General features: G+C 75.3%; 16 protein-coding genes. 3 read left to right on the top strand and 13 right to left on the bottom strand.

Annotation, left to right across the window (positions count from 1 at the left end):
* Positions 1-28: 28 nt before the first annotated feature.
* The 3 genes from H2O74_RS03600 to H2O74_RS03590 form a co-directional block, all read right to left on the bottom strand.
* The gene (locus H2O74_RS03600) at positions 29-1,711 is read right to left on the bottom strand and encodes an ABC transporter substrate-binding protein (protein ID WP_182113162.1); all 1,683 of its coding nucleotides are present in this window, start codon (positions 1,709-1,711) and stop codon (positions 29-31) included.
* Positions 1,712-1,881: 170 nt separating this feature from the next.
* On the bottom strand, positions 1,882-2,877 hold the full coding sequence (locus H2O74_RS03595; RefSeq protein ID WP_220458016.1) for an ROK family protein: 996 nt from the start codon (positions 2,875-2,877) through the stop codon (positions 1,882-1,884).
* A 1-nt stretch (position 2,878) separates the two neighbouring features.
* Positions 2,879-4,021 (bottom strand): ROK family transcriptional regulator, encoded by a 1,143-nt coding sequence (locus H2O74_RS03590; protein WP_255491761.1) that lies wholly within the window; start codon positions 4,019-4,021, stop codon positions 2,879-2,881.
* Between the two features lie 168 nt (positions 4,022-4,189).
* Between H2O74_RS03590 and H2O74_RS03585 the strand changes: the two genes are divergently transcribed.
* The 3 genes from H2O74_RS03585 (at position 4,190) to H2O74_RS03575 (ending at position 6,548) form a co-directional block, all read left to right on the top strand.
* A complete protein-coding gene (locus H2O74_RS03585) occupies positions 4,190-5,416 on the top strand; it encodes a trans-acting enoyl reductase family protein (protein ID WP_182113161.1) in 1,227 nt (408 codons plus the stop codon).
* Between the two features lie 83 nt (positions 5,417-5,499).
* A complete protein-coding gene (locus H2O74_RS03580; RefSeq protein WP_182113160.1) occupies positions 5,500-6,177 on the top strand; it encodes an alpha/beta fold hydrolase in 678 nt (225 codons plus the stop codon).
* Positions 6,174-6,548, top strand: coding sequence for a GNAT family N-acetyltransferase (locus tag H2O74_RS03575; RefSeq protein WP_182113159.1), 375 nt, complete (start codon positions 6,174-6,176; stop codon positions 6,546-6,548). The genes H2O74_RS03580 and H2O74_RS03575 overlap by 4 nt, the downstream gene beginning before the upstream one ends.
* Before the next feature lie 36 nt (positions 6,549-6,584).
* Here the strand turns inward: H2O74_RS03575 and H2O74_RS03570 are convergent, their stop codons facing one another.
* The 10 genes from H2O74_RS03570 to H2O74_RS03525 all read right to left on the bottom strand — a co-directional run bounded on the left by H2O74_RS03570 (position 6,585) and on the right by H2O74_RS03525 (position 21,168).
* Positions 6,585-11,138 carry a DUF11 domain-containing protein gene (locus tag H2O74_RS03570; RefSeq protein WP_182113158.1) on the bottom strand — a complete coding sequence of 1,518 codons (4,554 nt, stop codon included), beginning with the start codon at positions 11,136-11,138 and terminating at the stop codon, positions 6,585-6,587.
* Between the two features lie 117 nt (positions 11,139-11,255).
* Positions 11,256-12,974: a beta-N-acetylhexosaminidase gene (locus H2O74_RS03565; RefSeq protein ID WP_182113157.1), complete on the bottom strand. Its 1,719-nt coding sequence runs from the start codon at positions 12,972-12,974 to the stop codon at positions 11,256-11,258.
* Positions 12,975-12,977: 3 nt separating this feature from the next.
* Complete coding sequence (locus tag H2O74_RS03560; protein WP_182113156.1) at positions 12,978-13,781, bottom strand: IclR family transcriptional regulator; 804 nt, start codon at positions 13,779-13,781, stop codon at positions 12,978-12,980.
* A 2-nt stretch (positions 13,782-13,783) separates the two neighbouring features.
* Entirely contained in the window at positions 13,784-14,068 is a 285-nt protein-coding gene (locus H2O74_RS03555) for an ABC transporter permease subunit (protein WP_255491760.1), read from the bottom strand.
* 320 nt (positions 14,069-14,388) lie between these two features.
* A complete protein-coding gene (locus tag H2O74_RS03550; RefSeq protein WP_182113155.1) occupies positions 14,389-15,159 on the bottom strand; it encodes an SCO1664 family protein in 771 nt (256 codons plus the stop codon).
* The gene (locus H2O74_RS03545) at positions 15,156-15,722 is read right to left on the bottom strand and encodes a DUF3090 domain-containing protein (protein ID WP_182113154.1); all 567 of its coding nucleotides are present in this window, start codon (positions 15,720-15,722) and stop codon (positions 15,156-15,158) included. The genes H2O74_RS03550 and H2O74_RS03545 overlap by 4 nt, the downstream gene beginning before the upstream one ends.
* A gap of 9 nt (positions 15,723-15,731) precedes the next feature.
* Positions 15,732-16,484, bottom strand: coding sequence for an MSMEG_4193 family putative phosphomutase (locus tag H2O74_RS03540; RefSeq protein WP_182113153.1), 753 nt, complete (start codon positions 16,482-16,484; stop codon positions 15,732-15,734).
* 9 nt (positions 16,485-16,493) lie between these two features.
* Positions 16,494-17,480, bottom strand: a complete 987-nt coding sequence (locus H2O74_RS03535; protein WP_182113152.1) for an NAD(P)-dependent oxidoreductase — start codon at positions 17,478-17,480, stop codon at positions 16,494-16,496.
* Positions 17,477-20,149, bottom strand: a complete 2,673-nt coding sequence (locus tag H2O74_RS03530; protein ID WP_182113151.1) for an alpha/beta fold hydrolase — start codon at positions 20,147-20,149, stop codon at positions 17,477-17,479. The genes H2O74_RS03535 and H2O74_RS03530 overlap by 4 nt, the downstream gene beginning before the upstream one ends.
* Entirely contained in the window at positions 20,146-21,168 is a 1,023-nt protein-coding gene (locus H2O74_RS03525) for a 3-oxoacyl-ACP synthase III (protein WP_182113150.1), read from the bottom strand. Before H2O74_RS03525 ends, H2O74_RS03530 begins: the two co-directional genes overlap by 4 nt.
* Positions 21,169-21,196: the final 28 nt, after the last annotated feature.

Below are 21,196 nucleotides of genomic sequence, written 5' to 3'. Positions count from 1 at the left end.
CGTCTCGAGCTCCTCCTCGGTCGTCATGTCACTCGGCCGGCTTCAGGTGGGCCAGCACGATGCCGGACGAGGTGGCGCCCCACGCCGGCGGGAAGGTGTACATGTCCTCCTCGGTCGGCCAGCCGGTGAAGTCCTCCGTGTTGAAGAAGGACTGCGTGCCGTTGATCACGAGCGGGATGTACGGCAGGTCGCGGACGATGTTCTCCTGGATGACCGCGTACTGCTCGAGCTTCGCGGCCTCGTCGTTCGTCTGGCTGGCGGCGATGACCGCGGCGTCGACGTCGGGGTTGGAGTACCGCGAGAAGTTCCAGTCGCCCGGCTGCAGCTCCTCACCGACCGGAGCGGTGGACGCCGTCGTGAACCAGTCCTCGTAGATCGAGTACGGGTCCGCGACCGGGGAGGCGATCATGCCGCCGAGGATGAGCTCGTAGCTGCCGGTCTGGCGGGCGTCGGAGTACTCGTTCCAGGAGAAGGTCGACGCGGTGATCTTGATGCCGGCCTCGGCGGCCTGCTCCTCGATCAGCTTGGCGGCGGAGTTGTAGTCGCTCCAGCCGTCGACCGACGACAGCGTCATGGCGACGGGCTGGCCGTCCTTGGCGTAGAAGCCGTCCGAGCCCTCCGTGTAGCCCGCGTCCTCGAGGATCTGGCGCGCCGCGGCGACGTCGGCCGACTGCGGGCTCTCGCTCGGCATGCCGTCCGCGATCCAGTTCTCGTCACGGGGCAGCAGCGCGTAGGTCGGGGAGATCACGCCGGCGTGACCGACGAACGCGCGCTCGTTGATGGTCCCGCGGTCGATGGCGAGGTCGAGCGCCTGGCGCACCGCGACGTCGGTCTGCGGTCCGGTGCAGCCCGCGGCCGCGTCCGAGCACGTGTACAGGACGGTCGGGTCCTGGGGGGTGTTGAGGTAGCCGATGGTGCCGGCCTCGGTGAGGCTCTCGGGCTCGGGGACGAACATCGTCGTCCAGTCGATGCGCCCGGTGCGGATCAGGTCCTCCGCCGACTGGTTGGCGTCGATGCCGAGGTACTGGATCTTCTTGACCGCGACCTCGCCGTCCCGGTACTCGGGGTTGGCCACGAGCGTGTACGACGCCTCGGACGTGCTCTCGACGATGTACGGGCCGGTCCCGACGGGGTCCTCGTCCGTGAAGGTCGCCGCGTCCGCGACGTCCTTCCAGATGTGCTCCGGGATGATCCGCTGGCCGCCGAGCACGTTGGACTCGTTGGTGAACTGCGGCCCGTCGAACGTGAACTCGACCGTGTGGTCGTCGGTCGCCTCGACCGAGGTGATGTAGGTCGGCTGCACCAGGTCGTGCTGGAACGTGAAGACGACATCGTCGGCCGTGAAGGGCTCGCCGTCGCTCCACGTGACGTCCTGCTTGAGCGTCACCGTGACGGCCGTGCCGTCCTCGTTGAACTCGAAGGACTCGCCGAGCAGGGGGTCCGGCTCGCCGCCGGTCGCCTTGTTGTAGTGGAACATCGTCTCGTAGATCGGCCCGAGGGCGCCGTGCAGGACGGTCGGCGAGAACGGGTTGTAGTTCGCCACGATCGGCGTCTGGCTCCCGGCCCACACGACCAGGGGCTTGGCGTCGGCGGTCGAGCCGCCGTCGTCGTCACCGCCGCCGGCACCCGTGCAGGCCGTCGCCGTGAGCGCGAGGCCGGTGGCCAGGACCAGTGCGGGCAGTGCCCGGCGCTGGCTTCGGGATCGGAACATCGTCGGTCCTTTCGTCCGTGCGGCCCGGGAGCCGCGGTCCCCGTCGTCGGCGACAGGGAAAGTGTATGGAAGCCTTACTAACAAAAAAGGGCCGCTGGAGTTTTCGTTACGACATCGAGACCTCTGTCGTCTCTTGCCCCGCTGACCTGCGGCGATGCGCCGCCGCCCGGTCAGGGCGGCGTGCTGGAGAGCAGCTCGGGGACGGCGCGACGGGCCGCGAGCGCGGCGCCCAGGGGTGCCAGGCCGGCGCCGCGGGGTGCGAGCAGGAGGCGCCGGTCCAGCGCCAGACCGGCGAGGAAGGGCGACGCCGCCGCCTGCCGGCGCAGGGCCTCGCGCACCGCCTCGCGCAGCGGCGCGCCCACGCCCGCGACGCCGCCGCCGAGCACCACGTGCTCGACGTCGCACGTGAGCACGAGCGTCCGCACGCCGGCCGCGACGGCGTCGGCGTAGTCGTCGCGCAGGCGCACGGCCGCGGGGTCACCGGCCGCGGCGGCCGCGAAGAGCTCGGCCGGGGACGGGCGTCCCGAGCGCGACGGCCACGCCGCGTCGAGCGCCGAGCCGGAGGCGTACAGCTCCAGGCAGCCGTCCTGGCCGCAGAGGCACCGCGGGCCGTCGGGCCGGTACGGCAGGTGACCGACCTCGCCCGCGACGCCGAGGTGCCCGCGCCGCAGCGCACCGTCGAGGATCAGCCCCGCGGCCACGCCGGTGCCCAGCGCCAGGAACGCGAGGTCCCCCGTCAGGCCCAGCACGTGCGCGGCGCCCAGCGCTGCGACATTGAGATCGTTCTCGATCCGGACCGGCCCGCGGCCCAGCCGCTCACCGAGCAGCGCACCGAGCGCGACCGGGACGCCGTCGATGCCCAGGTTGACGGCGTGCGAGACGGCGCCGCGGTCCGCGTCGACCATGCCCGGGACCCCGGCACCCACGAAGGCGAGGTCGCCCGGGGCCAGGCCGGCGCGGCCGCACAGCCGCTCGGTGGCCTCCACCGCGGACGCGACGACGCCCGCCACCCCGTGCCGGGTCGGCACGCGCAGCGTCGCGCGCGGCGTCGAGCCGGCGTCGACGAGGACCGCCTCGACCTTGGTGCCCCCGATGTCCAGGCCGACGGACCAGCCGTCCGGCACAGCGGCGCGCGTGGTCAGGTCGGCGGGGTGCGGACCGGGCACGTCAGCTGAACCCGAGCTGGCCGGAGAGGACCAGCACCGCCGCGCCGAGGAGCGTGCCGTCCTCCCCCAGGCCGGTCATCCGCAGCCTCACGCCGTTGCCGATCACCGGGATGGTGCGCTCGGCGATCGTCCGCAGCGCCTCCTCGCGCAGGGGACCGTCAAGGAGCTCCGGCGGGCCGCTGAGGATCACCTCGGAGAGGTTCAGCGCGCTGACCACCGGTGCGAGGGCGACGCCGAGGCGCCGGCCGACGGCGGTGAGGGCCGCGTCGGTCGCGGCCGGGTCGAGACCGGCGACGCGACGGCGCAGCGCGGGCACGGACAGCACCGTCTCCAGGCAGCCCTTGCGCCCGCAGGCGCACGGCGCCGCCTGGCCGAGCGGGGCGTGGTCGACGTCGTCGCGCTCGTCCACGACCGTGACGTGGCCCAGCTCGCCCGCCGCGTGCTCGCGGCCCTGCACGAGCGCGCCGTCGACCACGATGCCCGCGCCGACGCCCTGCCCGACCGTCAGGGCGAGGACGCCCGCGGCCTCGGCCCCGCCGTAGGTGAACTCCCCGAGGACGGCGGCGTTGGCGTCGTTGGCGACGTGGACGGGCAGGCCGAGGGCGTCGGAGACGATCGTCGCGAGCGGGACGTCGTACCACTGGCGGTTCGGGGCCTGGACGACCGTGCCGCGGGAGTCGACCACGCCGGGCGAGCCGATGCCGACACCGAGCAGCGTCTGGTCCGCCAGCTCGACGAGCGAGCGGGCGAGCTCCACCACGGCCTCGACGGCGGCGTCCCCCTCGAGCCCGTCGGCGTGCACCGTCAGGCGCGCACGACGCTCCCCCGCGAGGTCGACGACCGCGCCGTGGATCCGCGCGTCGTCGGTCAGGTCGATGGCGACGATCTGGAAGGCGTCGCTGCACAGCCGCAGGCGGGTGGCCGGCTTGCCCACGCGCCCCTCGGGCTGGGCCCCCAGCTCGGCGACGAGGCCCTCGGCCACGAGGGAGGTCATGAGGTCCGAGACGGTCACGCGCGTCAGGCCGGTCGCGCGCGCCAGGTCGGCCCGCGAGGAGGGGCCGGAGTGGAAGAGGTGCTGCAGGAGCATCGCGCGGTTGTGGGCGCGGCCGTCCTCGGGCAGGACCTTGCTGGTCGGTCGAAGCATGCGCGCCATTGCCACGTTTGTTAGTACACCTTCCTTACAGAATCACTGTCAAGGAACCGGGTCCCACGTGACCGAACCGTGACGTACCCGCGGCCGCACAAGGTGCCGCGTTGGGGTCGGATGGCGACGCCGGTTGCCGATCGTCCGCCCGCCGCGGACCATCGCCGGATGAGCCATCCGCGTGAGCACGACGTCGTCGTCTTCGGTGCCACCGGCTTCGTCGGCGCCCTGGTGGCCGAGCACCTCGCGCACCACGCCCCCGCCGACGTGCGGATCGCGCTGGCCGGCCGGTCCCGCGAGAAGCTCGAGGCCGTGCGCGCCGCCCTGCCGCCGCGCACCCACGGCTGGCCCCTGCTCACGGCCGACTCGACCGACGACGCGTCCCTCGACGCGATGGCGGCCGCCGCGCGCGTGGTCGTGAGCACCGTCGGCCCGTACCTGCGCTACGGCCTGCCCGTCGTGGCCGCCTGCGCCCGCGCGGGCACGCACTACGCCGACCTCACGGGCGAGACCCCGTTCGTCCGCCAGGTCATCGACCGGTACGACGACGTCGCCCGCGCGTCGGGGGCGCGCCTCGTCCACGCCTGCGGCTACGACGCCGTGCCCTCGGACCTCGCCCTCCTCACGCTGCACCGCCGCGTCGCCGCCGACGACGCCGGCACCCTCGCCCACGTGCGCACCGTCGCCACCGCGCGGGGCGGCGTGAGCGGCGGCACCCTCGCCACGATGCGCGGCGTCGTGGAGCTGGCCGTCCGGGACCCCGCGGCGCGCCGCCTCCTGGCGGACCCCTACGCCCTGAGCCCGGACCGCGCCGCCGAACCCGACGTCCCGCAGCCGCCCGACGCCCCCGCACCCGGCCGCACCGTCGACGGCGGCTGGGTCGCGCCGTTCCCGATGGCGTCGTTCAACACCCGCGTCGTGCGCCGCTCGAACGCGCTGCAGGGCTGGGCCTACGGCCGCACGCTGCGCTACGGCGAGGTGGCGGGGACCGGGCCAGGGCCACGGGGCGCGGCGGCTGCCGTCGGGCTCACGGCGGGCCTGGGCCTCGCCGCCGGCGTCATCGCGCTGCCGCCGACGCGCGGGCTGCTCGACCGCGTCCTGCCCGGGCCCGGGGAGGGCCCCGACGAGGAGACGCGCCGTACCGGCCGCTTCCGCATGACCGTCCACGCGCTGACCACGACGGGCCGTCACTACGGCGCGGTCGCCGCCGGGTCCGGCGACCCGGGCTACGCCGCGACCGCCGTCATGATCGGCCAGTCGGCCCTCGCGCTGGCCCTGGACGGCGACCGCCTGCCGGACCGCGCGGGCTCGCTCACGCCCGCGGCCGGCCTCGGCGACGTGCTGGTCGAGCGCCTGCGCGTCGCCGGCCACACCTACGACGCCGCGCCGCGCTGAGTCAGCACGTCGATTCCCGGACGCGGATCGTCCGTCTTGCGCCCTAGCGTGGTCGGACGACCGCTGACGACGGGAGAACGACCATGGATGTCCTGCTCATCGCCGGGCTCTGGCTCGACCCGTCCGCGTGGGACGACGTCGTCCCCGCGCTCGAGGCGCACGGCCACCGCGCCGTGCCCGTGGCGCTGCCCGGTCAGGGCGACGGGGACACGACGGCGACCCTGGCGGACCAGGTGGCCGCCGTCCTCGACGCCGTCGACGCCGCGGACGCCCCCTGGGTCGTCGGGCACTCGGCCGCGGCCACGCTGGCGTGGCTCGCGGCCGACGCCCGCCCGGACGCCGTCGCGGGCGTCGTCCTGGTGGGCGGCTTCCCGAGCGCCGACGGCGAGCGCTACGCGGACTTCTTCCCGCCCGTCGACGGCGCCATGGCGTTCCCCGGCTGGCCCGCGTTCGAGGGCGCGGACTCAGCCGACCTCGACGACGCCGCCCGCCGCGCGTTCGACGCGCGAGCCGTCCCGGTGCCGGAGGGCGTCTCGCGCGGAGTGGTCCGCCTGAGCGACGTGCGGCGGTTCGGCGTCCCGGTGGTCCTCGTGTGCCCCGAGTACACGCCCGAGGACGCGAGGGCCTGGATCGGTGCGGGCGACGTGCCGGAGCTGGCACGAGCGACGAACGTCTCCTACGTCGACCTCGGCACGGGGCACTGGCCGATGCTCAGCGCGCCCGACGAGCTGGCGCGCGTCCTGGCGCAGGCCGTCGCGTGAGCGCGGGCACGACGACGCCGTCGTACCGCGTGCGCGCGCTCGACGCCTCCACCTGGGACCAGTTCGCCGAGCTGGTCGAGCGCAACAACGGGATCTTCGGCGGGTGCTGGTGCATCGGCTGCCTCTTCGTCGACCGCAGGCACCGCGGGCAGGGCGTGGCGCGCGCCGCGCTCGAGGGGGCGCTCGCCGAGATCGGGCGTCAGGGCGGCGGGCTCGTGGAGGCGATCTCCGAGGTCACCGCCGGCCGCGAGGCCCAGGGCCGGTTCCTGTTCACCGGCACGGTCGAGCTGTTCGAGGACCTCGGCTTCGCGCGCGTCCGCCAGGTCGGCAAGCACGCCTGGATCGTCAACCGGCGCGTCGAGGCGCGCTGAGGCGCGCGACCAGCGGCCTCCTCACGCCCGCGTCCCTCACTCCTGCGCCGGCGGCTGCACGGCCTGAGCCTCAGCCTCACCCGCCCGGCGGCGGCCGCCGACCGTGAGCGCCGCGCCCCCGGCCACGAGCGCCAGGGCGCCGAGCAGGAGCAGCGGACTCCCCCCGCCGGTGGACGAGAGCCACGTGGGGTAGCCGCCGGACCACCAGGGCCCGCTCGGCGTCCCCGAGCCGCCACGCGTCGGTGTGGGGTGCGTCGTCGTCCGGCAGTCGTCCTCCGCCGCCGCCGTCACGGCGGCGAACGCCACGACGGCCGCGCCGTCGACGGCCGGGTCGCACGGCTGGGCGCCCTCGGCCGTCACGACGTTGCGCAGCACCTCCCCGTTCACGTCGTCGTCCACCCGGACGGCGAACGTGAGGGTCTCCTCGTCGCCCGTCAGCTCGCCGATGTTCCACACGAGCTGCGACGGACGGCTCGGGTCCTCGCCCGCCGGGATCCCGTAGGCCCCCGTGCTCGCCTGGATCGTGGGATCCAGCTCGGCGCGGTTGGTCACGTCCCTGAGGTCGTCGGTGATCACGACGTCGGGGGCGAAGCTCCCGGAGAGGAGGGTGACGCGGAGCGTGTAGACGATGATCTGGCCCGGAAGCACCTGGGTGCCGGACGGCGGGCTGCTCTCCTTCGTCACGGTCCAGGTACCCGCCTGCCGCGGGTCGGTGTTCGTCACGGTGCACGTCACGTCGTCGCCGGCGGCCAGCTCGACCTGGTCGCCCTGGAGCGGCACCGGGTCCCCGCCCGCGTCCTCGCACTCCCAGCCGGTCTGCACGTACTCCTCGGGGCCGCCCGCCTCGGACAGCGCGTACGTGCCCGGCGCCACGGGGACGTCGGTGACCGTCGCGCCGCGCGTCGCGCCCGAGATGGTCTCCGGTCCGGCCGCGCGGAGCGTCCACAGGTCCGCGGTGGCCGACCCGCCGTCGTCGTTGACCACGTCCTTGACCAGCGTCAGCCGCGGCGCGTCGAACGTGTTGGTGATGGTGCACGCCACGTCCTCGCCGTTCGCCACCGTGACGGTGTCGCCGCTCAGGGTCCCGCCCGCGCAGCTCCACTCCGAGGCGGTGTAGTCCGCCGGTCCGCCGGACTCGGACAGGACGTACTCCCCCGCGTCCACCGGCACGCTGCTGACGGCGGTGCTCTCCGACGGCCCGCTGATCCCGGTGGTCGGGCCCTCGGCCGCCAGCGTCCAGTCGGTGTTCAGGGCGGTGCCGCCGTGGTCGTTGACCACCTGCTTGACGAGCGTGAGCGTCCCGGGCTGGTCGTCGTTGAGCACCGTGCAGGTGGCGTCGTCGCCCGGCCTGATGTCGACGGCGCCGGCCGTGACCGGCCGGTCCCCCTCGGGGGTCGAGCACGTCCAGTCGCTGGCGGTGTACCCCGGCAGCCCGTCCTCGGACAGCGTGTAGGTGCCGACCGTCACGGGCGCCGCCGTGATCGCGTCGTCCCCGTGCCGGCCCGTGAGCCCGGCGGTCGGCCCGGTCGCGGTGAGGACCGGGTCGCGCTCGTCCGCGGTGCCGCCGTCGTCGTTGACGACCTGCTTGGCCAGGGTGAGCGTCGGCGGCCTGGCGGTGTTGGTGATCGTGCAGGTCACGTCGGCACCGTTGGCGAGGTCGACGACGTCGTCCGCGACGGGCACGGTCGCGCCCGCCGCGTCGGTGCACGCCCACGGCTCGGCGTCGTAGCCGAACACCTCGGACTCGGACAGCGCGTAGGAGCCGGCGAAGACGGCCACGTCCGTGACGCCGCTGGCGCCGTCACCGGAGACGGCCGCCTGCCCCTCGATCTCCTGCGGTGTCGCCGTCAGCGTCCAGCTCGCGGGCGTCTCGGTCGCGCCCGTCGTCCCGGCCTCGACGACCTTGCGCAGCGTGAGCTGCGCCGGCTCGGCGGAGTTGGTGAAGACGCACAGGACCGTCTCGCCCGGCGGCACCGAGATCTCGGTGACCGCCTGCGGTGTGCCGTCGACGACGCACTCGAGACTCGTCTGCGTGTACCCGGGCACTGTCGTCTCGCTCAGTGCGTACGGGTGGCCGGGCCGGACCTCGAAGACCTGCGCGACGTCGCGCGCGGCGCCGGCCGTCTCCACCGTGTCGAGGTCCGGGACCGTCGGCGCCGGGACGGCGCGGAGCGTGAAGTCGGCCGGGACCGCCGTCCCGCCGGCGTCGTTGACGACGTCCTTCGCCAGGACGAGCTGGCCGGTCTGGTTGGTCGCCGTGCAGCTCACGCGCGCGGCGAGGGGCACGGTGACGCCGCCGTTGAGGCCGTCGGCGTAGCCCGAGACCTGCGCGCCCTCGGCGTCGACCCGGATGCACGACCAGGACCCGGTGGACAGCGGGTAGGTCTGGAGGTCGCTGCGCTGGTCCACCTGCACGTAGGTCGGCGTGCCCCCGGACTCCGCGAGCTGGTACGGGACCAGTGGCGTGACGACCTGGTCGGTGACCGCGGCGCTCGTCGCCTGCCCGCTCGGGCCGGGGAGCTGGCCCGCCGGCGTCCCGGGTCCGGGCAGGGCGGCCAGGTTCCACAGCGTCGGCTCGGCGCTGCCCTGGACCTCCTTGGCCAGCGTCAGGCGGGACTCGCACGTCACGGTGTTGCGGATGGTGAAGGTGTTCGCGCCCTGGATGAGGGTCGTCTCGTACCCGGCGTCGGGGACGTCGACCGGCGTCACCACCGCCCCGTCGATCTCCACGAGCTGGGGCGTGGCCACCTCGCACAGGTCGGGGTCGATGGTCGGCGCCTGCAGCGTCACTTCCTCGGCGATGGTCACGTCCTCGCCCGCCACGTAGCCGTCGCGGGTGACCTGCCAGGCCTGCGGGGTCGCGCCCGCGCCGTCGGGCCCGGTCAGCGTCAGCTCCGAGGTGAAGCCGGAGGGCTGGTTGCCCTCGGGCACCGGCGCGGCGCCGTTGATGACCCACTCCTTGTCGACCGTGACGGAGGCGGGCGCGGCGATCTCGTTGTAGACGATGCAGCTGACCGCGTCGGTGCTCGGCACGTCCACGGTGAAGCCGGTCGTCCCGACGTTGGTGACGGGCGCGGCCTGCCCGGTGCCGAGGTCCGTGCAGACGGCGTTGGCGCCCCCCACCGGGCGGATCACGGCGCCCTGCGGGGGTTCGTCGATCGCGATGGTTCCGGAGGCGGCGCCCCCTTCGTAGGTGATGGGGAAGCTGACGGCGCTGGTGGCGTCCGTCGTCGCCGTGGTGGTCGGCAGCGTCACGCCTGCCGTGTCCGTGGAGGCGTTGAAGGTCCACCCCGCGCCGGCGGGCGTGGCCGTGGAGAGGTCGGCGCCGGCGGCGACGATCTGCTTGACGACCGACAGCGAGCCGGCGCACTCGCCCAGCGCCAGCTGCCGCAGGGCCTGCCCGACGACCGTGTAGTCGGAGACCTGGAAGTAGTCCGCCGTCACGGCGTTCGTGCCGTCGTAGGCCGTGGGTCCGGAGATCGCGGACAGGTTGTTCGCCGTCGCCGGGTCGCTCACGCCGGTCCCCGCCCCGACCGCCAGCACGCGCGTCGACTGCGCCTTGAGCGCGTTCGCCGAGAAGATGCCGTTCTCGATCTCACGGACGCGGTTGAAGTTGCCCGGGCCCTCGGAGGGCTGCGAGTAGAAGGTGGGGTCGCCGTCGGTGATGACCACCGCGATGTCGTACGTCGCGGCGGCCTCGGCCGCGGCCGCGAGGCCGCGGTCCCAGTTGGTGCCGCCGCCCGCCGTCCAGGACGCGTAGCGGGCCTTGAACGTGTCCGCCCCGCCCTGGGTCGAGATGGGCACGAGTCCGGGGTAGTTCTGGGTCGCGCCCTCGGCGGGCGTCGCCGTGGAGAAGGAGAACAGGGCCATCTCCGACGGCGTGCCGACGAGCGAGTCGACGAACGTGTCCGCCGCGCCCTTCAGCTGGGTCAGCTGGGACGGCGTCACCGAGCCTGACAGGTCGAGGATGAGAGCGACGCTCAGCCCGCACTGCTGCAGCGGCTCGGGATTGAGCCTCGACTGCTGCCACACACCGCCGGACGCGGTCCGGTTGGTGCTGCCGGTACCCACCATGAAGTCGGACTGCGAGGTGTAGGTGGTGCCCGCGCGAAGCTGGTTCCCGGTCCGGAACTGGTAGGACGTCAGCTGGGAGCCGGTTCCGTTGCCGTTCCCGGTGCGCAGCTGCGTGTTGACGACGAAACCCGTCGGCGCCGCGGTCTGGACGATCCAGAACCGGCGGTCGCAGTTCGCGCCCGTACCGGCGCCCCGGCAGCCGAACAGGCCCGCCTGGGTGTCGGGAACCACGAAGCTGCAGTCGCCGTCGGCGTCGGAGGTGCAGGTCGCCCAGTCCTCCGCGACCGGGGTGGTGGGGCCGCCCGAGCCGCCGTCGTAGAGCTGCAGCGTCGTGCCCGCGAGCGGCGAGACGCCCGTCGTGCCCTGGCGGTCGGCACCGACGGAGACGGTGATGACCGCGGTGCTGGCTGTCGGCGCCGGCACCACCGCGGGTGCGGGCCCGGGACCGAGCCCTTGGGCCGGCCCCGTCCACACCAGCCCGAGCAGCAGGAGCACAGGCCCCAGCGCTGCCAGCACCCGTCGACGACGACGTCGAGCGTCTTCCATGGCGTCCCCCCGGTCGCACGGAAAACCGTCCCGCTCAGACCAGGACGATCACGCCAGTATGCACGCAATCGGACAGATCGGTACTCCTCAGCGCTCCCCGTGCTCCGCCACGACGAGGTGGCCGAGCTCGTCGAAGCGCAGCGGACGCCCGGGAACCCCCGGCCGCCGCTGCCACGGGTGGGGCCCGTCCAGGGGGCGGTACTCGACACCCGCGGCGTCCAGGCGCGGCAGGTGGGACGTGCGCAGCCGGACGTCGAAGTCCTCGTAGTCCCGGTGGTCGCGCGGCGACCAGACGACCTCGGCGAACGCGCACAGCCGGGGGTAGGTCGCGAAGTCGACGCGGCGCGGGCCGTCGAGCTGCTCCGTCCACACGTGCGCCTGCGCGCCCAGGACCTGGCCGGTGCCCGGCTCGGCGACCGTCTCGGCCACCTCGTCGGTCACGGGCTCGAAGCGGTACACGTCCTCCACGGTGTGCACGGTCCCCACGGGCGCCGGCTCGTCCAGGCCCGGCGCGGCCCGGTGGTCGAGGTAGACCTGGTGCTCGGGGCAGATGACGATGTCGTGCCCGTCGCGCAGGGCGTCGATCCCGCCCCGGTACCCGCGCCAGGAGTTGACCACGACGTCCTGCGGCACGCGCGAGCCGCCGACCTCGTCCCACACGGTGACGCGGCGGCCGCGCTCGCGCAGGTGGTCGGCGAGGCGGCCGACGAACCACGGCAGCAGCTCCTCGACGCTGTCGAGCCCGAGCTCGGCGGCCTGCGCCACGATCTGCGGGTTGGCGGCCCACTGGTCCGCGGGGACCTCGTCGCCGCCGAGCGAGACGAGCGGCGAGTCGAAGATCTCGAGCACCTCGTCCAGGACGGCGCGGTAGAAGTCGAGCACGGCCTCGGACGTGTTCAGGGTGTTGGGGTTCAGGCCCCAGCGGGTCCACACGTCGAGCTGCAGGCCCGCGGCCGACAGCTCCGGGTAGGCGGCCATCGCGGCCTGCGAGTGCCCGGGCACGTCGATCTCGGGGATGACCTGCATGCCGCGCGTGGCGGCGAAGGCGACGATCTCTCGCAGGTCGTCCTGCGTGTAGTAGCCGCCGTGCGGCACGCCGTCGTACAGCGTCGACCGCGAGGAGCCGACCTGGGACTCGTGGCGCCACGACCCGACCTCGGTCAGCCGGGGGAACGCGCGGATCTCGACCCGCCACCCCTGGTCGTCGGTGAGGTGCAGGTGCAGGACGTTGAGCTTGTGGCTGGACGCGAGCTCGATGAACCGCATCACGGCGTCCTTGGGCATGAAGTGCCGGGCGACGTCGAGCAGCACCCCGCGGTACCCGAAGCGCGGGCCGTCCACCAGGCGCAGGCCGGGCAGCACGAGCGGGGCGTCGTCGAGCGGCACGGCGCGGAACGCGGCCGGCCCGAGGAGCTGCTGGAGCGTGCGGACGGCGTGGCGCGCGCCGTCGGCGTCGCCGGCCTCGACGACGACGCCGTCGGCCGTGATCTCGAGTCGGTGGTGCTCCGGCTCCAGCGTCGGGTCGTGGCGCAGCACGAGCGAGGTGGCAGCGGTGCCGTCGGCCCGGTCGACGGCGCCGTCGGGCACCACCGTCACGAGGCGGCCCAGGCGGCGGCCGAGCACGTCGACGAGCACGGGCCGGGCACCGGCCAGCTCCGGGGCCAGCACGACCCGGACCTCGGGGCCGAGGACCAGGTGCTCGCCGGTCGTCGCGACCTCGACCGGCGCCGGCACCAGCGCCGGGACCGCGGGGGCGACGTCGGCGGCGGGCGCCCTGTCGTCGGGGGCGGTGGTCGCAGGAGGCACGGGTCAGGCCTTTCGGGGGGTCGCGGGGCCGCGCGCGGCGCCCATCTCGGCGGAGAGCGCGCGGGCGGTGTCGATGACGGCGAGCGCGGTGGCGCGCAGGGTCTCGGGAGGCATGCGGGCCACGAGCGTGGCGACGGACACGGCGGCGACCACGTCGCCGACCTGGTTGAAGACGGGTGCGGCGACGCTGCGGATCTCCGGCTCGTGCTCCTGGTCCTCGATGGCGAAGCCGCGCTTGCGCGTGCGGGCCAGCTCGGCGCGCAGCTCGGCGGGGTCGGTGATCGTCCTGGGCGTCACGGCGTGCAGGCCGGTCGCGATGACCCGGTCGATCCATGCCGCCGGCGCGACGGAGAGCACCGCCTTGCCCGACGCCGTGCAGTGCATGGGCAGCCGGTCGGCGTGGCGCGAGGCCATCCGGACCAGCGGCGCGGCCTCGACGGTGTCGAGCCGGCGCACGTGCACGTCCGCCGGCTCCACCAGCAGGCACGTGCCCTCGGTGCGGGCGGCGAGCGCGCGCAGGTGCGGTGCCGCCACGGACGTGAGGTCGAGTCCGGCGAGGTACGCCTGGCCCAGTCGCAGGACGCCGTCGCCCAGGTGGTAGCGCCCGCTCGCGTCCCGGCGCAGCAGGCGGTGGTCCACCAGGGGTGCGAGCAGCCGGGCCACCGAGGAGCGGTGGACCCCGAGGCGCACCGCCAGCTCGTTCGTGGAGATCCCGTGGGCCGGACCCGCGGCCTCGCGCACGGCGTCGAGCAGCGCGAGCCCGCGCCGCAGCGAGAGCGAGTCGTTGCGGGCGCTGTCGGCCGGCACGCTCACCCCTTCACCGCGCCGGCGAGGCCGGAGACCAGGTGCCGCTGCACGAGCACGAAGAACACCATGACCGGGATCGTCATGATCACGGAGCCTGCCATGATCGCGCCCCAGTCGTTCTGGTCCGGGCGGAAGGAGTTGAGGATGGCCAGCGGCAGCGTCTGGTTCTCCTGCGCCGAGATGATGAACGTCTTGGCGAACAGGAAGTCGTTCCAGGTCGAGATGAACGCGAAGATGCTCACCGCCGCGAGGCCCGGGGCGACGAGCGGGAAGAGGATCGACCGCACGAACCGGTCGGGGCGCTGCCGCCGGACTGGGCCGGCGCGCAGGCCGCCAGGGCCAGGGCGCTGACCAGCAGGGCAACGGCGGGGTACTTCCTCACAGGGGGCCTCCACGGATCGGGTGCACGACGACGGGCACGGTCCAGCCGCGCCGTCGGGTCGATCCGGGTCAGCGGGGGACTGCGTGACGCACGCTAGGTCCGCCCTGCCGGGGTGACCACGATCCGCCCCCCGGGGTCGTGCACTGCACGACACGTGCGATCAAGCGTTACGCCACCCGCCGGCGGCGTGAACGCGGCGCGTGCAGTGCACGCCCGCGCACGCCCTCAGAACAGCGGCCAGGGCACCGCGGGCATGTCGCCCTCGGGCGCCGGGAAGCGGCCCTCCGTGAGCAGCCGCTCGCAGCGCGCGGCAAGGGCCGCGACCTCCTCGTCGTCGAGCAGGCCGGACAGCGTCTCCCCCAGCCCGCCGCCGAGGTCCGCGAGCAGCCGGCGCACGCCGTCGGCCTCGTCGGCGTGCAGCTCCTCGCCCAGCCAGCCCCACAGCACCGTGCGCAGCTTGGGGTCGGTGTGGAACGTGACGCCGTGATCCACGCCGTAGCGGTGACCGCCGGGCATGGGCAGGACGTGCCCGCCCTTGCGGTCGGCGTTGTTGACGAGGGCGTCGAACACGGCCATCCGGCGCAGGGCCGCCGAGTCCTCGTGCACGAGCGCCACGGGCCGCCCGCGCTCGTCGGCCGCCTCGAGGACCGTGCGCCAGCCGGTCGTCGGGACCCGCGACGCGGGCACGACGTCGACCGGGTCCTGCTCGGGGTCCGGCTCCTGCCAGCGCTGCACCATGCCCGGGCCCAGCGGACCGTCGCGCAGCAGCGTCTGCGGCACGACGTCCCACCCAAGCGCCTGAGAGACCGCGTGGGCGGCCACCTCGCGGTTCGCGAGGGTGCCGTCGGGGAAGTCCCACAGGGGCCGCTCCCCCGCGACGGGCTTGTAGACGACGTCGACGCCGTCGACCCGGGCCAGGAACGTCGCGTTGGACGCGGCGGTGATCCGGCCGATCAGCTCGAGGTCGCCGCCGTGCAGGTCGGCGCCCGCGCTCACTCGGGGTCGGTCAGGTCGCAGACGTGGCCGTCGGGGTCGATCGGCTGCCCGCACAGCGGGCAGATCGGCCGCCCGGCGCGCACCACCTGGCGGGTCCGCTCCACGAAGGCCCGGGCCGTGCCGACGGGGATCCGGATGAGCAGCATCTCGCTGGGCTCGGTCGGCTCGCCGTCCGCGTCCACGTCCGTCTCGTCGTCGTCATCGTCGTCGGGCTCGACCGGGTACGCCTCGATGACGACCTGGGCGGTCCTCGGCTCCCAGCCGAGGCGCAGCATCCCGGCGCGGAACTGCTCCTCGACCGGCTGGTCCAGCGGCTCGTTGTCGATCAGCTCCGCCGGGGCCTCGGCCGGCACGGCGACCGGATGGTCCTTGTCCGAGGCGAGCCGGCTCAGGACCTCGTCGATCGTCTCGGCGAGGACGGCGGACTGCTCCTTCTCGAGCGCGACCGAGGTGCTCCGCGCGCCGGTGCGGGCCTGGAGGTAGAACGTGCGCTCGCCCGGGCGGCCGACCGTCCCGATGACGACGCGGTCCGGCCAGTCGTACTCGTGGACGAGGGTGGGCACGTCGTCAGTTTACGAGCGTGCCGCGCGGGCGTCGCCCTGTCCCGGGTCGCCGGTGTGCTCGGCGCCGTCCGGGACGGCGCCGTGGCCGGCCCCTCCCCCGACCTGCGCGTCACCCGCGGGCCCTGCGGCGGCGAGCCAGGAGAAGTCCCCGAAGTCGGTGTTGGTCGTCACGACCTCCGGCCGGCTCGTCCCGTAGCGCACGATCGAGACCGACGCGGGGCCGACCGCGATGCGCTGGAACAGGTCCAGGTGCATCCCGAGCGCGTCGGCGAGGACCGCCTTGATGAGGTCCCCGTGCGAGACGGCCGCCCACACCGCGCCGGGCCCGTGCTCCGCCTCGACGACGGCGTCGTGCCGCCGGACCGCCGCGACGGCGCGGGCCTGCATGGCGGCCATCGACTCGCCGCCCGGGAACGTCACCGCGGACGGGTGCGCCTGCACGACCGACCACAGCGGCTCCTTCGCCAGGTCCCCGAGCGCGCGGCCCTGCCACTGCCCGTAGTCGCACTCGGTCAGGGCGTCGTCGAGCGTCAGTGCGGGGGATCCGGCCTGACGCTCGAGGATCGCGTCGGTCGTCTGCCGGCAGCGCTCGAGCGGGCTGGAGACGACGGCGACCAGCGGCACGACGGCGAGGCGGTCGGCCGTGCGCGCGACCTGCGTGCGCCCGTGCTCGTCCAGCTCGACCCCGGGCGTGCGCCCGGCGAGGAGGCCGCCGGTGTTCGCCGTCGTGCGACCGTGCCGGACGAGGATGAGCGTGGGCATGCGTGGAGCCTAGGCACCGTCGGTGCGCGCCGCGGCCGCCCGGAGCCGGGCCAGGCCGTCGTCGATCGTGACCTCGGGCGCCCACTGCAGGTCGGCGCGCGTGCGGCGCTGGTCGAACCAGTGGGCGGTCGAGAGCTGCTCGGCGAGGAAGCGGGTCATCGGCGGCTCGTCGCGGCCCGGCCGGACGCGCCACACCGCCTCGACCGCGCCGCCCGCGGCCCGGGCGAGCCCTGCGGGCACGCTCCAGCGGGGAGCCGGCGCCCCGGCGGCGGCGCAGATGCCCGCGAGCATCTCGGCGACCGGGCGCGGCTCACCGTTGGTGACGACGTAGGCATTGCCGTGCACGGCGTCGTCGTCGGCGCGCTCGAGGGCCGCCGCGATCGCGGCGGCGGCGTTGTCCACGTAGGTGGTGTCGATGAGGGCGCGGCCGCCGTCGAGCAGCGGCAGCCGTCCCGCACGCGCCCGGGCGACGAGGCGCGCGACGAGCTGGGTGTCGCCCGGTCCCCAGACCAGGTGCGGGCGCACCGCGACCACGCGCATGTCGTCGCCGTCGGCCGCGAGCGCGAGCAGCTCGGCCCGGGCCTTGGTGCGGGCGTAGTCGCCGCGGGCGCGGTCCGGGTCGGCGGGGCCGGCACCCGCGCCGACGATCGAGGTCCCGCTGTGCGCGACCGACGGCGAGGAGACCTGCACGAAGCGCGCGGCGCCCGCGCGCGCGGCCGCGGCCAGCAGCGCCCTGGTCCCCTCGACGTTGACGCGCGCGAAGTCCGCCGGGTCGCCCGCGAGCGACACCTTCGCGGCCAGGTGCACGACGGCGTCGACGCCGGCCACCGCGCGCTCGACGTCCTGCGCGACGGTCAGCGAGCCGCGCACGTCCTGGGCGCCCGCCACCGCGCTCGGGCGGCGCTGGAAGGTGCGCACGTCGTGCCCCGCCGCCAGCGCGCGGGCGGCGACCGCCCGGCCGAGCAGGCCGCTGGCACCGGTGACCAGCACCTTCACGGCCGACGCACCCGCCCGCCGGACAGGACGCCCTCGGCCCAGCGCGCGAGCCGGACCCGGTCGATCTTGGAGTTGTGGCGCACGTCCGTGGGCAGGTCCGGCACCACGAGCACGGCCGCGAGCGGGCGCGGGGCGGCGCCGCGCACGGCCGCGGCCAGCGCCGCGGGCGCGAGGCCCGGACGGCGGGCTCGCGGCAGGGTCTCGACCACGGCGACGAGCAGCTGCGTCCCGGCCGGCCCGACGCCGACCACGGCCGCCCGCGCGACCGCCTCGACGTTCTCGACGGCCTGCTCCAGGCCGACCGGGGTGACCACGCCGTCGGCCGTGGTGACGACGTGGTCGAGGCGACCCTCGACCCACAGCCGCCCCGCGGCGTCGAGGTGCCCGACGTCGCCCGTGCGGTGCCACCGGGCGCCGGGCACGCCGCGCGTGGCCGCGCGGTCGGTCAGGTGGAGGCGGAAGTAGCCGCGCTTGAGGTGCGGCGCGCTCACGAGGATCTCGCCCGTGCGGCCCGGCTCGGCCGTCGGCTCCCCCGTGGCGGCGCCGGTGTCGTCGAGCGCGCTGATGCGCACCTGGGTGGTCGCGGTGGGGCGTCCCACGCACACCCCGCCCGGGTCCCCGGCCGGCCGCTCGCGGGTGGCCTCGCGGATGTCGGTGAGCGTGACGTCGGTCATGAGCAGCCCCTCGGTCATGCCGTAGGGGGTGTGCGGCTCGGCGTTCGGCATCAGGCGGCCCGCGGCGGCGAGCACGGCCTCGGGCACGGGCGCCCCGGCGGACAGGAAGGTCCGCACTCGCGCGAGCGCCGCGTGGTCGTCCGCGCCCAGCTCGCCGGCCGTCGCCACGACGTTGACCAGCGCGGCCGGGGACAGGAAGACCACCGTCGCGTCGACCGCGGCCGCCGCGGCGGCGACCGCGCGCGCGGTCAGCGTCCGCGGGGAGGTCACGTCCATGGCCGGGGTGACCGAGCGCGCGCCCAGCGCCGGCCCGAGCAGCGCGAAGGGCGCGAAGCCCGCGACGAGGCCGGTGCCGGTCCCCAGGTCGTACTGCGCGCCCAGGGCGACCGCCACGGCCGCGAGCTGGCGGTGCGTGTAGACGACGCCCTTGGCGGGGCCGGTGGAGCCGGAGGTGAAGAGCACGGCGGCGGTCGCGTCCGGGTCGGGCTCGTCCGGGAGGTCGACGCCCCGTCCGAGGTCGAGGAGGTCGACCAGCGCGTGGTCGACGCCCAGGGCGCGGGCCACGGCCGGTGGCAGGGGCGTGGTCGAGAGGCGCCGGCCCGGCCAGCCGAGCGCGCGGGCGGCGCCCAGGCCCCGCAGGGCGCCGATCACGTGGTCGGGTCGCGCGCCGCGCACGGCGCGGGTCAGGCCGCGCACGCCCAGGCCGGCGTCGGCCACCACGACGACGGCGCCGAGGCGCAGGCACGCGTAGAGCACGGCGGTCAGGTCCGCGCCGGGCGGCACGAGCAGGCAGACGCGGTCGCCGGGGCGCACGCCGACGGCGGCCAGCCCGGCGGCGAGCTCGCGCACGCGCCGGGCGAGCAGCGACCAGCTGACCACGCGCGGGCCGCCCCCGCCGGGCGGCGCCATCTCGACCAGGGCCGTCTCGCCGCTGTGCCGCTGCTCGTCGAGGTGGTGCCAGAGCGGGCGGTAGGGCTGGGTCGCCGGGTCGGTCGGCGACGCACCCGCACCCGCACCCGCACCCGCACCCGCACCCGCACCCGAGAGCCAGTCGAGCACCGCGGCCGCGTAGTCGACGTCCTCGGCGACCAGGTGCCCGGCGCCCTCGTAGCGGTGCACGTCCGCGTGGGGCAGCCGGTCGACGAGGTCCTCGAGGTACTGGTCGCCGAACACCGGGTCGCCCGGGCCCCACAGCAGCAGGGCCGGGACGCGGAGCCCGCGCACGCCGTCGGCGATGCGGTCGACCTCCGCCGCGCTCGGGTGCGTGGCGTCCACGGGGATGTCGGCGACGAACCCGCCGATCCCGCCGCGGCGGCCCGCACCGCGGTAGGGGGCGCGGTACGCCTCGCGGACCGCCGCCGGCAGGCGGGGGCGCGCCAGCGCGAGGGTGGTCTCGAGGAACGCGGGCGTGGCCACGGTCGCCGGCCCCAGGACCCGCGGGCGCAGCGCGAGGCGCAGGGGCGCCGGGACGGGCAGGTGCTCGGGCTGGTGCACCGCGGTGTTGAGCAGGACCACGCCCGCGAGCAGGCCCGGGTGGTCCACGGCCCACCCGAGGCTGATCGCCCCGCCCCAGTCGTGGCCGACCGTGACCACGGGCCCCGCCAGGGTGAGCGCCGCCGTCAGGTCGCCGAGGTCCGCCGCGCGCTGCCGCACGTCACGGCGCTGCCCGGTGCGCTCCGACCAGCCCATCTCGAGCTGGTCGACGGCGACCACGCGCCACGCGTCGCCGCCGGCCGCGGCCCGGGCGGTGGCCTGGGTGAGGAGGCGACGCCACAGGTAGGACCACGTGGGGTTGCCGTGCACGCACAGCAGGGTGCCCACCGGCGCGGCGCCGAGGCGGGCGAGGTGGCCGGCGTTGTCGAGCAGGTGCCAGGTGCGCCCGTCCGGCCCGGCCGTGACGAGGCGCGAGAAGGACGGGTCGAGGCCGTCGAGGCCGTGCGGGGGCAGGCAGGCGGGCGCCGTCGAGCGGGCCGAGCCCGGGAGCGGGCTCGTCACCAGGCGATCTCCGTCATGGCCGTGTTGATGCCCGAGCCGACGCCCATGAGGAGCACGCGGTCGCCGGGGCCCAGCGACGGCGCCTCGTGCGCGAGCGTCATGGGGATGGAGGCGGGGCCGACGTTGCCGAACCTCGGGTAGGTCAGCGGGACGCGCGAGCGGTCGAGCTTGGCCGCCTTGACGATCGCGTCGGTGTGCACGTCCGAGACCTGGTGGAGGATGTAGCGGTCCATCGCGGACCAGCTCCAGTCGGCCCTGGCCTCCTTCCACGCAGCCATGACCAGCTCCAGCCCGCCGGTGAGCAGGGCCTTGGCGTCGGTGACCATCCCGTTCACGCCGCCCACGCACAGCTCGTTGAACTGGGTCGCCGCGCGCGTGACCCCGCCGAGGACCCGGTGGCCCGCGGGATGGGCGTCCGCCCGGCCGAGCACCGCGGCCACCGCGCCGGAGCCGAGGGTCAGCGTCGGGAACTCGCGCAGGAAGTCCCGGCGGGTCACGTCGGCGCCGTTGAGCCGGTCGATCGTCACGTCCTGGATCTCGTCGGCGTCCTCCCCGTCGACGACGACGGCGTACCGGATCTGCCCGGCGTCGATGAGCTGGGAGGCGAGCGTCATGCCGCTGACGAAGCCCAGGCAGGCGTTGGCGAGGTCGAAGTTCACGGCCGACGGCGGCATGCCGAGCCCGTGGTGGATCCGGACCGCGACCGACGGCTCGAGGTGCTTGCGCGTGACGGAGGTGTTGATGACCATCCCGACGTCGCTGCGGTCCACGCCCGCCTCGGCGAGCGCCTTCTCGCCGGCGGCGACGGCGGCGGCGTCGAAGGTCTGCCCGGAACCCCAGTTCCGGCGCTCGTGGACGCCGGCGACGCGCTCCAGGAGGCCGGTGGGCAGCCTCAGCCGCTCCAGCGCGGGAGCGAGCCGGCGGTCGATGTCCGCGGAGGTGGTGACGCGCTCCGCCGTCGTCGTCGCCAGGGACAGCAGTGCCGCGTTGCGGTGCACGGACGTCGCGTTGCCCTTCACACCACACTCCCCTCGTGAGGCGCCCCGG

This window comes from Actinotalea sp. JY-7876 (assembly GCF_014042015.1).
Lineage (GTDB): Bacteria > Actinomycetota > Actinomycetes > Actinomycetales > Cellulomonadaceae > Actinotalea.
Note: the sequence above shows the minus strand (reverse complement) of the source record. Positions and strands in the feature narration are given on the sequence as shown.